Source organism: Brenneria nigrifluens DSM 30175 = ATCC 13028 (genome assembly GCF_005484965.1).
Classification (GTDB): Bacteria; Pseudomonadota; Gammaproteobacteria; order Enterobacterales; family Enterobacteriaceae; genus Brenneria; species Brenneria nigrifluens.
The window spans coordinates 4,743,000-4,756,182 of record NZ_CP034036.1 but is presented as its reverse complement, the minus strand read 5'-3'; the positions used below and the strand labels follow the sequence as shown (position 1 = coordinate 4,756,182).

Here is a 13,183-nt window from a genome sequence, read left to right as displayed (position 1 = left end):
CGGCCATCTCGACCGATTGTTAATAGCCGAAACTGATTTTCCATTAATATTCGATGGAATAATTTATATCCACAATTATGAATTGTCTTTTATTGGATATTGGAAATGCTGGTTTTTATTATAACTATATGAAAAAAATAAGTATATATAGAATAAACCTATCCACTGGCATCATGAAAAATTAATCACTTATTTTTATTCACAAACTTATCCACAGATTGATCTTGCGAAGATCAACGCAAAAAAGATGAATATCCTGCGTTAAGGATCGTCTCTTCCCTTCAGCTATGGCATGCTTAGCAGCATGGCAGACAACAAAGATCATAACAGGCTATGGCTCAGATTGCAGAAAACCCTTTAATTTTGGTGGACGGTTCTTCCTATTTGTACCGTGCATATCACGCGTTTCCGCCGTTGACAAATAGCGCGGGAGAGCCCACCGGCGCGATGTACGGCGTATTGAATATGCTGCGCAGCCTGCTGGTGCAATATCATCCCAGCCATGTCGCGGTGGTATTTGATGCCAAGGGAAAAACGTTTCGTGACGAGCTATTTGAGAACTATAAGTCTCATCGACCGCCGATGCCGGATGATTTGCGCGAACAGATTGAACCTTTGCATCGTATGGTAAAGGCGATGGGATTGCCGTTGCTGGCGGTTTCCGGCGTCGAGGCCGATGACGTTATCGGCACGCTAGCCCTACAGGCTGAAAAGGCGGGTATTCCGGTGCTGATCAGTACCGGTGATAAAGATATGGCCCAGTTGGTGACGCCAAACGTCACGCTAATCAACACCATGAATAATACTATTTTGGGCCCTCAGGAAGTGTGCGACAAATATGGTATTCCTCCGGAGTTGATTATCGATTTCCTGGCCTTGATGGGCGACGCTTCCGACAATATCCCCGGCGTGCCCGGCGTGGGTGAAAAAACGGCGCAGGCTTTGCTGCAAGGGCTGGGCGGTCTGGATGTGCTGTATGCGAATCTGGACAAGATTGCCGGATTGTCGTTCCGCGGCGCCAAGACCATGGCGCCGAAACTTGAGCAGAATAAAGACGTTGCTTACCTTTCCTATCAGTTGGCCACCATTAAAACGGATGTTGAACTGGATCTGACATGCGAACAGTTAACGGTGAACGAACCGGAAGTGGATGAGCTGCATGGCTTATTCACCCGCTACGAATTCAAACGCTGGTTAGCAGAGGTCGAGTCCGGTACCTGGCTGCAGGGTAAAAAAAGCCATCAGCCTGTGCAGAAAATCGTTAAAGCCGTACAGGATAGCGCGAGCGATGACGAAAGCGGCATGACGCTTTCCGCCGACGGTTATGTCACTATCCTGGATGAAAAAACGCTGTTGGAGTGGATTGAGCGTTTAAAGAAAGCCGAGGTTTTCGCTTTTGATACCGAAACCGATGGGCTGGACACCCTGACGGCCAACCTTATCGGCATGTCCTTTTCTGTGACGCCGGGCGAAGCCGCTTATCTGCCGCTGGCGCATGATTATCTGGATGCGCCGGAACAGTTGGATCGGACCTGGGTTCTGGCGCTGTTTAAACCGTTGCTGGAAGATGAGACGCTGCTCAAGGTAGGCCAGAATCTCAAGTTCGATAAAGGCGTGATGAAACGTTATGACATCGAATTACGCGGAATCGCCTTTGATACCATGCTGGAATCTTATGTTCTGGACAGCGTCGCCGGGCGTCATGATATGGATAGCCTGGCGGAGCGCTATCTGCAGCATAAAACCATTACCTTTGAGGATATCGCCGGCAAAGGCAAAAACCAGCTTACCTTTAATCAGATTGCGCTGGAGCAGGCCAGTCCTTATGCGGCGGAAGATGTCGATGTCACGCTGCATTTGCATCACAAGCTGTGGACTAAATTACAGCAGCATCCGGAACTGCGAAAAGTGTTTCAGGAAATCGATATGCCGCTGGTGCCGGTGCTATCCCGCATAGAGCGTACGGGCGTGCTGATCGATCCGCATATTCTGGCTGATCACTCCAAAGAACTCACCGTCCGTCTGGGCGAGTTGGAAACGCAGGCCTACGAACTGGCGGGCGAAGAGTTTAACCTGTCGTCAACCAAGCAGCTGCAGGGCATTCTGTATGAAAAGCAAAAGCTGCCGGTGCTGAAAAAAACGCCCAAAGGGGCGCCCTCCACCAATGAAGAGGTGCTGGCCGAACTGGCGCTGAATTATCCGCTGCCGAAGCTGATTCTTGAATATCGCGGGCTGGCAAAACTGAAGTCGACCTACACCGATAAGCTGCCGCTGATGATTAACCCGTCTACCAAACGGGTGCATACTTCTTATCATCAGGCGGTGACGGCCACCGGCCGCTTATCCTCCAGCGATCCTAACCTGCAGAATATTCCGGTGCGCAACGAGGAAGGGAGGCGTATCCGCCAGGCCTTTATTGCGCAGGAAGGGTATAGCATTGTGGCGGCCGACTATTCACAGATTGAACTGCGCATCATGGCGCATCTTTCCGGCGACAAAGGCTTGCTGAAAGCCTTCTCCGAGGGGCTGGATATCCATCGGGCGACAGCGGCGGAGGTTTTTGGACTCGCCCTTGAGAAGGTGACGTCCGAACAGCGCCGCAGCGCCAAAGCGATTAACTTCGGTCTGATTTATGGCATGAGCGCTTTTGGGCTATCGCGCCAGTTGAATATTCCGCGTAGTGAATCACAGAAGTATATGAATCTGTATTTCGAGCGTTATCCCGGCGTTCAGGAGTATATGGAGGGAACCCGCCAGCAGGCGGCGGAACAGGGCTATGTCTCGACGCTGGATGGCCGCCGTCTTTACCTGCCGGATATTCATTCACGCAACGCCATGGCCCGCAAAGGCGCCGAGCGGGCGGCGATTAACGCTCCGATGCAGGGAACCGCTGCCGATATCATCAAGAAAGCGATGATCGCTATTGATGGCTGGTTACAGCAGCAGAACAAGCCGTTAGTGAAGATGCTTATGCAGGTTCACGATGAGCTGGTCTTTGAGGTTCATAATACGGTATTGGAAGAATCCAAAAGTAAAATCAGAGAGTTAATGGAAAACTGTATGCAGCTTAACGTCCCGCTGCGGGTTGATATCGGCGCCGGGAACAACTGGGACGAGGCGCACTAAGCGTAGAGGATCAACGGGCGTCGATTTCTGTAATTAAACAACAGGATTGTGTGACGTGGTTTGACTTTGTGTAAAGCGTCGCCACTTTTCATGAAAGTAAACAACAAAAAAACTTTGTTCCGACGAAAAAATAGGGTAGAGTTAAAGACGTAGGGTACAGAGGTAAGATGTTCTATCTTTCAGACCTTTTACTTCACGTAATCGGATTTGGCTGAATATTAGCCGCCCCGGTCAGTTTTGACCGGGGCGTTTTTTATTCGTCTCATCCCTGAGACTCACCCTGCGGGCCGTCACTGCGTGACGTTGAAAAATGCTCCCGGCATTTTTTTATTCGTCATTATCCCTGAGACTCACCCTACGGGCCGTCACTGCGTGACGTTGAAAAATGCTCCCGGCATTTTTTTATTCGTCTCATCCGTGAACTCTGCGGGCCGTCACCATCCCTGATGATTACTCGATTTCCTGTGGATCTTCCTCTTCCGCCTGCGGCAACGTGCTGAACCAGCTATCGAGTTTCTGGCGCAGTTTGTCGACGCCCAATTTCTTCAGTGAAGAGAACGCTTCCACCTGAATATCACCCATAAACGGCAGTACCGCTTCGCGCACCATATTAAGTTGGGACTTGCGCGCCCCGGATGCCAGTTTGTCCGCTTTGGTCAGCAATACCAACACCGGAAGCTGCGCTTCCACCGCCCACGCAAGCATTTGCTGATCGAGATCTTTTAGCGGATGGCGAATATCCATCAGTACCACCAGCCCTTTCAGGCTATTACGTTTCTGGAGATATTCCCCTAGCGCGCGCTGCCATTTAAGCTTCATCTCTTCCGGCACTTCGGCGTAGCCATAACCGGGTAAATCCACCAGCCGAACGCCTTCAGCAACCTCAAACATGTTGATAAGCTGCGTTCTTCCCGGCGTTTTACTGGTGCGCGCCAGATTTTTTTGATTGGTCAGCGTATTCAATGCGCTGGATTTACCGGCGTTAGAGCGCCCAGCAAAGGCGACTTCAATACCGCTATCTGTTGCCAGGTGGCGAATATCCGGGGCGCTGATGACAAAATGCGTCATATGGTAGTTATATTGCTGGGTCACAATGTTTATCTCTGTCTGGATCTATGTCTGGTTGGGGATTATACCTGTAACTGATAATAAAGGCGGTTTTATCTGTACTGAAACCGTTACGTACGCGGAATAGCAAAAAGCATCATCGGTTGATGTGAGCACTTTTTTATTGCCGGGCTTTCTGCTAGATTCCGCCGCAATTACCTTCACCTATGTACCTGAGAGCAAGATGATGAACCAACCAGTTAAAGGGGCGGGTGGTAATGCCGCCCGGTCAAAAATAAAAAGAAAAACCCGTGAGGAATTGGATCGGGAAGCGCGCGATCGGAAGCGGCAGAAAAAGCATCGCGGTCGCGTAGCGGGAAGCCGTGCTCAGGAAACCGGGCCGGGGAATAACAGCGCCGCTCAACGCAAAGTCGCCGATCCGCGCATCGGCAGCAAGAAGCCGGTGGCGCTTGGTGCGCAAGCCAAGGTTGTTGCTCAACCCAAGCCTGCCGATCCGGTTGCCAAGCCCGCCGCGATATCGCCCGAAGAAGAGCTGGCGCTACTGGAAAACGACGCCCGACTGGACGAACTGCTGGATCGTCTGGATAACGGTGAAACGCTGAGCGCCCGGGATCAGTCCTGGGTGGATGAAACATTGGATCGTATCGACATCCTGATGGAGCAGCTCGGCATTGAACTGGGAGATGACGATGATGAAGCAGAGGAACAGGAAGATATGCTGCAACTTCTCAAGCGTAATAGCTCGAAAGACGATTTTTAATCGATGAAGTTGTTGTTTCCGCTGCTGGCATTACTGGTTACGTTTTATCTTTTTTGCCTGTTGGGCAAATTATGGCTGCTGTCGCAACGTAAGGCCCGCCTGCATCGTGCCGCTTTTAACCGGCGACGGATGCCGATGACGTGGAGCGGCAAAAAGCGGCGGGAGCGTTTTCTAACCTCAAAGGTGAGTCTCAGGGATGAGACGAATAAAAAATAGCGGGAGGAGTGAGCATAATGCCTGAGCAGGCTGTTGACTGGGATTTGGCCCTGATTCAAAAATATAACTATTCCGGGCCGCGTTACACCTCTTATCCCACCGCGCTGGAATTCAGCGAAGGTTATGATGAGTCCGCTTTTCGGCGGGCTATTGCGCGTTACCCGCAGCGTTCGCTGTCGTTATATATCCACATTCCGTTTTGCCATCGGCTGTGCTACTTCTGCGGCTGCAATAAGCAGGTCACGCGACAGCAGCATAAGGCGGATGAGTATCTGGATGTGCTGGAGCTGGAAATTCGTCAGCGGGCTCCGCTGTTTGCCGGACGTACGGTGACCCAGATGCACTGGGGCGGCGGTACGCCAACCTATCTTGATAAGGCGCAGATCAGCCGGCTGATGGCGCTGCTGCGTGAGCAATTTTATTTTGCGCAGCGGGCCGAGATGTCGCTGGAAGTCGATCCGCGGGAAATCGAACTGGATGTTCTCGATCACCTGCATGCCGAGGGATTTAATCGCCTCAGCATGGGGGTGCAGGATTTTAATAAGGAAGTGCAAAAGCTGGTGAATCGCGAACAGGACGAAGATTTTATCTTCGCGCTGATTGCGCGCGCCAAGTCGCTGGGATTTACCTCAACCAATATTGATCTGATTTATGGTTTGCCGAAACAGACGCCGGAGAGCTTCGCCTTTACCCTGCAACGCGTCGCTGAATTGAGCCCCCATCGCCTCAGCGTTTTTAACTACGCGCATTTGCCCAGCCTGTTTGCGGCTCAGCGGAAAATCAAAGAAGCCGATTTACCGGACGCGGAGCAAAAGCTGCAAATACTGCAGCACACCATCAGCGCCCTGACGACGGCCGGCTACCAGTTTATCGGCATGGATCACTTCGCCCGTCCCGATGATGAGCTTGCCCTTGCCCAGCGCGCCGGGAAATTACACCGTAATTTCCAGGGCTATACCACCCAGGGCGATAGCGATCTGCTGGGCATGGGCGTATCGGCGATTAGTATGATCGGCGATAGTTATGCTCAGAATCAAAAAGAGCTGAAACGCTATTATGCCCAGATCAGGGAAACGGGAAATGCACTGTGGCGGGGGTTGCCGCTGACGCAGGATGACTGCATTCGACGCGACGTTATCAAGACGCTGATTTGTAATTTCCAATTGACCTATGCGGCGATTGAGGATGACTATCAGATTGATTTTAAATCGTATTTCTCTCAGGATTTGCAACAGCTGGCGCCTTTGGCCGCCGATGGCCTGGTGGAGATAGGCGAATCCGGGATTACGGTAACGCCGAAAGGGCGTTTGCTGATCCGCAATATCTGTATGTGCTTCGACGTTTACCTGCGTAGTAAAATGGGAACGCAGCAATTTTCCCGTGTTATTTGATAAAAAAACAGCCGCTGTCTGCGGCTGTTTTTTCGATGAAACGTTAAGCCATCATTTCAGACCACGAATATGATCCGAACATTAACTAAAGAAGTTAATCAGTGCGGCGCACAGCACGGCGGCGATAGCAGCCTGCGGCGAGTGACTCGCCGCCGTGCTTATTTCAGCGCCGTGCGTCGCCACGGAAATTAATGAATCCAGCATAGTACTCCTCCCGAATCAGCGACACGATCATACTGCTGACTCGGGGCAAGTAAAGGACAAATTAGTGACAATTTCGTGCGCCAGATTGTATTTTTATCCTCTTCCGTCCCGTTAAGCGCTCGCTACGCAACATTGGCTATTCCATGCCCAGTTCTTTCAGCTTGCGGGTCAGGGTATTGCGTCCCCAGCCCAGCAAACGGGCGGCTTCCTGCTTATGACCCTGAGTATGGCGCAAGGCCGTGGTGAGCAAGGTTCTTTCCATCTCCGGCTGGGCTTCCGCCAGCAGGTTTTGATGACCGGAACGCAGCGCTCTGTCCGCCCACTGGGCCAACAGTGTCGCCCAACTGTCCGGCAGCATTTGTACCGTGGAATCGGGAGCGGTGGTTTCAAACAGTTCGGGAGGCAAATCCTGGATCAACAGCTCCTGCCCAGCGGCCATAACGGTCAACCAGCGACAGGTATTCTCTAACTGACGCACGTTGCCCGCCCAGGGCAGGCGGGTAAGCGCCGCTTCCGTTTCCGGATGCAGGTTTTTAGGCTCAACGCCCAACTCCTTTGCCGTGGCCTGTAAAAAATAGCGCGCCAAGCGAGGAATATCTTCACGGCGTTCACGCAGCGGGGGCAAATGAACGCGAATAACGTTCAACCGGTGGAAGAGGTCTTCGCGGAACTTGCCTTCCTGTACCCGTAGCTCAAGATTCTGATGCGTGGCCGCGATAATCCGCACATCGACTTTAACCGCCGCGTAGCCGCCAACCCGATAAAACTGACCGTCAGCCAGCACGCGCAGTAAACGCGTCTGAACGTCAAGCGGCATATCGCCGATTTCATCAAGAAACAGCGTCCCGCCGTCAGCCTGTTCAAACCGTCCCTGGCGGATTTGATTGGCGCCGGTAAACGCGCCTTTCTCATGGCCAAACAGTTCCGACTCAATTAAATCTTTGGGGATCGCCGCCATGTTCAAGGCGATAAACGGCGCCTTGGACCGCGGGCTGTGGCGATGCAGCGCATGGGCCACCAGTTCTTTACCGGTACCGGATTCTCCGTTAATCAGTACGCTAATGGAAGAGCGGGAAAGGCGGCCGATAATGCGGAATACATCCTGCATCGCCGGCGCTTCGCCGATGATATCCGTTGTCGGGCCGTTGATCGGCTGGCTGCGAACGGGTTGCTGTTGCTCCTGATAATGGCTGATGGCGCGCTCAACCAACGCCACCGCCTCATCAATATCGAACGGCTTGGGTAAATAATCAAAAGCCCCCTGTTGATAGGCGCTGACCGCCGCATCAAGATCGGAATGCGCGGTCATAATGATGACCGGCAGCATCGGATGCCGCTGTTTTATTTGCTGCAATAACGCCAGTCCATCCATTCCCGGCATGCGGATATCGGATAACAGTACGTCCGGCGTTTGCGTCGTCAGCGCGTGCAGAACCTGATTTCCGTTATCAAATGTGGCGCAGGTCAGGCCTGCACCAGTGAGCGCGCGTTCGAGCACCCAACGGATGGAGCTATCGTCATCGACAATCCAGACTATCCCTCGTTGCATTGTGAACCTCACTGGCGAATGGGCAGGTAAACCGAGAATTCGGTATGACCCGGCCAACTGTTAAATTCAATTTTACCGGAGTGCTGATCGATAAGGTTGCGGGCAATCGACAATCCCAGACCGGTGCCGCCTTCGCGTCCGCTTACCATCGGGTAAAACAGCGTATCCTGTAGTTGAGCGGGAATGCCGGGGCCGTCGTCTTCAATATCGACGCGTGCGGCAAGACGATAACGTACGCCGTGCAGGGTGAGCTGAAAGGCGGTGCGGGTGCGCACGGTGATGGTGCCGCCCGCTTCACCCAAAGCCTGCAACGAGTTACGGGTGATATTCAGCAGTACCTGCTCAATCTGGTCCGGGTCATGCGTCAGCTCCGGCAGACTGGGATCGTAATCTTTTACCAGCGTCACGTTGTCGGGTTTTTCTAATGAAACGAGTTTGCATACCCGTTCCGCCACCTGATGAATGCTTTGCGTGACATGCAGTCCCGGTTGCTGCGGGCCGAGCAGGCGATCCACCAGATTACGCAGGCGATCCGCCTGTTCGATGATGACTTTGGTGTATTCGGTCAGCGCCGGATCGGGCAATGCCTTGGAGAGCAGCTGCGCTGCGCCGCGCAACCCGCCAAGCGGATTCTTGATCTCGTGAGCCAACCCCCTGACCAGATCGCGGGCGGCCTGCTGTTGCGCATGCTGGAGCTGTTCCTGACTCAGGCGGCGCTGGTTATCCATCGGCGCCATTTCCAGCAGAATGAAGTTATTTTGTATCCGTTGGGCGGTAAGCGACATGATGTGCGCTTTGCCGTCGACAACAATCGTGACTTCGTTATCTGTAAAACCTTGCCCTGAATCCAGACTCTCACGCATCAAATCTATATTCAGAGAAAAATATCCCAGCAACTCCGGCAGCGGCGTACCGGACAGTTTACGCGAGCTTTGCGCCAGTAGTTGTTGTGCCGCCGGATTGGAATAATGGATAGCCAGATCGTTATCTAATAACAAGATACTGTTTATTAAAGAATTTAGGATCTGCCCAGCATCGGGCAGCGTGCCTGTTGCCATAACGCAGACTCCTGCACCCTATTGGTGCATAGTAGTGTAGATGGTGGATGTGATGCCGCAACTCCAGAACCGGTGGAGAAAAAAGCCCATCCTAAAGATGGGCTGAAAAGTTTCCACGGCAACAAAAAATTTTACCTGCCTGACGGCAACCCAAGCATCAGCACGATTGGGTTGCCGTTTTACCGTACGGCTAATCGCTGTGGCGATTAAACGCTGTAGTACAGTTCGAACTCAACCGGATGCGGCGTCATACGCACGCGGTCATTTTCCGCTTTACGCAGTTCGATATAGGCATCAATGGTGTCGTCGGTGAATACGCCGCCGCGGGTCAGGAACTCGCGATCGGCATCCAGCGCGTTCAGCGCTTCTTCCAGAGAACCGGCAACGGTTGGGATTTCACTCGCTTCTTCCGGCGGCAGATCGTACAGATTCTTATCCATCGCATCGCCAGGATGGATCTTGTTGATGATGCCGTCCAGACCGGCCATCAGCAGCGCGGAGAACGCCAGGTACGGGTTGGCGGCCGGATCCGGGAAGCGCACTTCAATACGGCGCGCTTTCGGGCTGGCAACGACCGGAATACGGATTGAGGCGGAGCGGTTACGTGCCGAGTAGGCCAGCATAACCGGCGCTTCGTAGCCTGGGACCAGACGTTTGTAAGAGTTGGTGGTCGGGTTGGCCAGCGCATTGATGGCTTTAGCGTGTTTGATGATGCCGCCGATGTAGAACAGCGCGGTTTCAGACAGACCGCCGTATTTGTCGCCGGAGAACAGGTTTGCGCCGTCCTTGGACAGCGACATATGACAGTGCATGCCGGAACCGTTGTCGCCGAACATGGGTTTCGGCATGAACGTTGCGGTTTTGCCGAAAGCATGCGCGACGTTATGAACGACGTATTTGTAAATCTGGATTTCGTCGGCTTTTTTGGTCATGGAGTTGAAGCGGGTTGCCACTTCGTTCTGACCGGCGGTGGCTACTTCGTGGTGATGCGCTTCAACAACCAGGCCCATTTCTTCCATGGTCAGACACATGGTGGAACGGATGTCCTGCGATGAATCGACCGGAGGAACCGGGAAGTAACCGCCTTTGACCGCCGGACGGTGGCCTTTGTTGCCGCCTTCGTATTCTTTGTTGGAGTTCCAGGCGCCTTCGATGTCATCAATGGTGACATGAGAGCCGGAGATGCTGCTGCCGAAGCGAACGTCGTCAAACAGGAAGAATTCAGGTTCCGGCCCAAACAGTACGGTATCGGCGATACCGGAAGAACGCAGGAAATCTTCAGCGCGTTTGGAGATGGAACGCGGATCGCGGTCGTAACCCTGCATGGTGCCCGGTTCCAGAATGTCGCAGCGGATGATCAGCGTGCTTTCTTCGTAGAAAGGATCCAGGACCGCGGTGCTGGAGTCCGGCATCAATACCATGTCGGATTCGTTAATGCCTTTCCAGCCGCCAATTGAGGAACCGTCAAACATTTTACCTTCTTCAAAGAAGTCGGCGTCAACTTGATGAGCCGGAATGGTGACGTGCTGTTCTTTGCCTTTGGTATCAGTGAAGCGTAAATCAACGAACTTCACTTCATGTTCTTTCAGCAGCGTCAAAACGTGTTCTGCGGACATACTTGCTTCTCCCGGTTGTCATTTATCGTCGTGGAACGAATATCGTTGTGGATTGATGTTATTGCTGTGAGTAGACTAAAGCTAAAAGTGTGCCAACTTTTTAAATTAGTGCAATGTGTTGCCCTTTGGGGGTTTCCCGTCAAGACGCGCTGCACCATTATAGCTGATAGCACCAAATTGGTGCTTTATTGGTAATTATATGCACTAGTATGGTGCATTGGTGGGCGCTTGTAGCGTTTTTGCACCGTGAAAGGGATCACAAAGTAAGCAGCATCAGGTTGTTTATCATAGATGCTTGTGATCTTGTTTAGTCCCTCGATTAATACGTGTACAATAGCGCGCTATTTCTAAATGCCTGAGGCAAAGCTGTGATCGAAAATTTGCGTAACATCGCCATTATTGCGCACGTTGACCATGGGAAAACCACCCTGGTCGATAAGTTGTTGCAACAATCCGGAACTTTCGGAGAACGCACTGAAGCAACCGAACGTGTAATGGACTCCAACGATTTGGAGAAAGAGCGTGGAATTACCATCCTCGCCAAAAATACCGCCATTAATTGGAAAGACTACCGCATCAACATCGTGGATACCCCGGGACACGCCGACTTCGGCGGCGAGGTTGAGCGTGTAATGTCGATGGTTGACTCGGTGCTGTTGGTTGTTGATGCGATGGATGGCCCGATGCCGCAGACTCGTTTCGTGACCAAAAAAGCATTCGCTAACGGTCTGAAGCCGATTGTGGTTATCAACAAGGTTGACCGCCCTGGCGCGCGTCCCGACTGGGTGGTCGATCAGGTGTTCGACCTGTTCGTAAACCTGGATGCAACCGACGAGCAACTCGATTTCCCTATCGTTTATGCTTCCGCGTTAAACGGTATCGCCGGTCTGGATCATAACGACATGGCCGACGACATGACGCCGCTGTTTGAAGCCATCGTCGAACACGTTGAATCACCGAAAGTCGATCGTGACGGTCCGTTGCAGATGCAAATCTCCCAGCTGGACTACAACAACTATGTCGGCGTTATCGGCATCGGCCGCATCAAACGCGGCGTGGTTAAACCTAACCAGCAGGTTACGGTTATCGACAGCGAAGGGAAAACCCGCAACGGTAAAGTCGGTAAGGTCCTGGGCCATATGGGGCTGGAACGTATCGAAGCCACCCTGGCGGAAGCGGGCGATATCATTGCCATCACCGGCCTGGGCGAACTGAATATTTCCGACACCATCTGCGATCCCGCCGCGGTTGAAGCGCTGCCGGCGCTGAGCGTGGACGAACCGACGGTAACCATGTTCTTCTGCGTCAATACCTCGCCGTTCTGCGGTAAAGAAGGGAAGTATGTGACCTCTCGTCAGATCCTTGAGCGTCTGAATAAAGAGCTGGTTCACAACGTGGCGCTGCGCGTGGAAGAGACCGAAGATGCGGATGCGTTCCGCGTGTCCGGCCGTGGCGAGCTGCACCTGTCGGTGCTGATTGAAAACATGCGCCGTGAAGGGTTTGAGCTCGCGGTATCGCGTCCGAAGGTTATCAACCGCGTTATCGACGGCCGCAACCAGGAACCGTTTGAAAACGTGACGCTGGATATCGAAGAGCAGCATCAGGGCGCCGTTATGCAAGCCATGGGCGAGCGCAAAGGTGATGTTAAGGACATGATCCCGGATGGCAAAGGCCGTATCCGTCTGGATTATCTGATCCCTGCCCGTGGTCTGATCGGTTTCCGTACCGAGTTTATGACCATGACCTCCGGCACCGGTCTGCTGTACTCCACTTTCAGCCACTACGATGACGTGCGTCCGGGTGATATCGGCCAGCGTCAGAACGGCGTGCTGATTTCCAACGGTCAGGGTAAAGCGGTGGCGTTTGCGCTGTTCGGCCTGCAGGACCGCGGCAAACTGTTCCTGGGTCACGGCGCGGAAGTGTATGAAGGCCAGATCATCGGTATTCACTCGCGTTCTAACGACCTGACGGTGAACTGTCTGACCGGTAAGAAACTGACCAACATGCGAGCCTCTGGTACGGATGAAGCAACCACGCTGGTTCCGGCAATCAAGATGTCTCTGGAACAGGCGCTGGAGTTTATCGATGACGACGAACTGGTTGAAGTAACGCCGTTGTCCGTTCGTTTGCGCAAACGCCATCTGACGGAAAACGATCGTAAGCGCGCCAACCGCGGTAGTAAAGACAGCTGATTT

General features: G+C 52.9%; 10 protein-coding genes. 5 read left to right on the top strand and 5 right to left on the bottom strand.

Annotation, left to right across the window (positions count from 1 at the left end; all coding sequences use genetic code 11):
• The first annotated feature begins 333 nt into the window (after nucleotides 1-333).
• Together polA and spfP are read left to right on the top strand one after the other, a co-directional pair.
• On the top strand, nucleotides 334-3,126 hold the full coding sequence (gene polA / locus EH206_RS22330) for a DNA polymerase I (RefSeq protein WP_009115027.1): 2,793 nt from the start codon (nucleotides 334-336) through the stop codon (nucleotides 3,124-3,126).
• 167 nt (nucleotides 3,127-3,293) lie between these two features.
• Nucleotides 3,294-3,341 carry a small protein SpfP gene (gene spfP, locus EH206_RS23730; RefSeq protein ID WP_071892919.1) on the top strand — a complete coding sequence of 16 codons (48 nt, stop codon included), beginning with the start codon at nucleotides 3,294-3,296 and terminating at the stop codon, nucleotides 3,339-3,341.
• A gap of 235 nt (nucleotides 3,342-3,576) precedes the next feature.
• Here the strand turns inward: spfP and yihA are convergent, their stop codons facing one another.
• The gene (gene yihA / locus EH206_RS22325; RefSeq protein WP_040343535.1) at nucleotides 3,577-4,194 is read right to left on the bottom strand and encodes a ribosome biogenesis GTP-binding protein YihA/YsxC; all 618 of its coding nucleotides are present in this window, start codon (nucleotides 4,192-4,194) and stop codon (nucleotides 3,577-3,579) included.
• Nucleotides 4,195-4,420: 226 nt separating this feature from the next.
• On the opposite strand from yihA, the gene yihI reads away from it, so the two are divergent.
• Together yihI and hemN are read left to right on the top strand one after the other, a co-directional pair.
• A complete protein-coding gene (yihI, locus tag EH206_RS22320) occupies nucleotides 4,421-4,954 on the top strand; it encodes a Der GTPase-activating protein YihI (RefSeq protein WP_040344217.1) in 534 nt (177 codons plus the stop codon).
• 233 nt (nucleotides 4,955-5,187) lie between these two features.
• Nucleotides 5,188-6,561 carry an oxygen-independent coproporphyrinogen III oxidase gene (gene hemN / locus EH206_RS22310; RefSeq protein WP_009115023.1) on the top strand — a complete coding sequence of 458 codons (1,374 nt, stop codon included), beginning with the start codon at nucleotides 5,188-5,190 and terminating at the stop codon, nucleotides 6,559-6,561.
• Nucleotides 6,562-6,642: 81 nt separating this feature from the next.
• Here the strand turns inward: hemN and EH206_RS22305 are convergent, their stop codons facing one another.
• The 4 genes from EH206_RS22305 to glnA all read right to left on the bottom strand — a co-directional run bounded on the left by EH206_RS22305 (nucleotide 6,643) and on the right by glnA (nucleotide 10,988).
• Nucleotides 6,643-6,765 carry a YshB family small membrane protein gene (locus EH206_RS22305; protein ID WP_009115022.1) on the bottom strand — a complete coding sequence of 41 codons (123 nt, stop codon included), beginning with the start codon at nucleotides 6,763-6,765 and terminating at the stop codon, nucleotides 6,643-6,645.
• A 136-nt stretch (nucleotides 6,766-6,901) separates the two neighbouring features.
• On the bottom strand, nucleotides 6,902-8,314 hold the full coding sequence (gene glnG, locus EH206_RS22300) for a nitrogen regulation protein NR(I) (protein WP_009115021.1): 1,413 nt from the start codon (nucleotides 8,312-8,314) through the stop codon (nucleotides 6,902-6,904).
• Between the two features lie 8 nt (nucleotides 8,315-8,322).
• Nucleotides 8,323-9,372, bottom strand: coding sequence for a nitrogen regulation protein NR(II) (gene glnL / locus EH206_RS22295; protein ID WP_009115020.1), 1,050 nt, complete (start codon nucleotides 9,370-9,372; stop codon nucleotides 8,323-8,325).
• A 206-nt stretch (nucleotides 9,373-9,578) separates the two neighbouring features.
• Complete coding sequence (gene glnA / locus EH206_RS22290; RefSeq protein WP_009115019.1) at nucleotides 9,579-10,988, bottom strand: glutamate--ammonia ligase; 1,410 nt, start codon at nucleotides 10,986-10,988, stop codon at nucleotides 9,579-9,581.
• A gap of 368 nt (nucleotides 10,989-11,356) precedes the next feature.
• Here glnA and typA point away from each other — a divergent pair, with 368 nt between their 5' ends.
• Nucleotides 11,357-13,180, top strand: a complete 1,824-nt coding sequence (typA, locus tag EH206_RS22285) for a ribosome-dependent GTPase TypA (protein WP_009115018.1) — start codon at nucleotides 11,357-11,359, stop codon at nucleotides 13,178-13,180.
• Nucleotides 13,181-13,183 lie beyond the last annotated feature (3 nt).

What these genes read in the sequence shown, in the direction of transcription:
- polA (WP_009115027.1), top strand. Translation starts at nt 334, where the DNA reads ATGGCTCAGATTGCAGAAAACCCTTTAATTTTGGTGGACGGTTCTTCC.
- yihA (WP_040343535.1), bottom strand. Translation starts at nt 4,194, where the DNA reads ATGACGCATTTTGTCATCAGCGCCCCGGATATTCGCCACCTGGCAACA.
- yihI (WP_040344217.1), top strand. Translation starts at nt 4,421, where the DNA reads ATGAACCAACCAGTTAAAGGGGCGGGTGGTAATGCCGCCCGGTCAAAA.
- hemN (WP_009115023.1), top strand. Translation starts at nt 5,188, where the DNA reads ATGCCTGAGCAGGCTGTTGACTGGGATTTGGCCCTGATTCAAAAATAT.
- EH206_RS22305 (WP_009115022.1), bottom strand. Translation starts at nt 6,765, where the DNA reads ATGCTGGATTCATTAATTTCCGTGGCGACGCACGGCGCTGAAATAAGC.
- glnG (WP_009115021.1), bottom strand. Translation starts at nt 8,314, where the DNA reads ATGCAACGAGGGATAGTCTGGATTGTCGATGACGATAGCTCCATCCGT.
- glnL (WP_009115020.1), bottom strand. Translation starts at nt 9,372, where the DNA reads ATGGCAACAGGCACGCTGCCCGATGCTGGGCAGATCCTAAATTCTTTA.
- glnA (WP_009115019.1), bottom strand. Translation starts at nt 10,988, where the DNA reads ATGTCCGCAGAACACGTTTTGACGCTGCTGAAAGAACATGAAGTGAAG.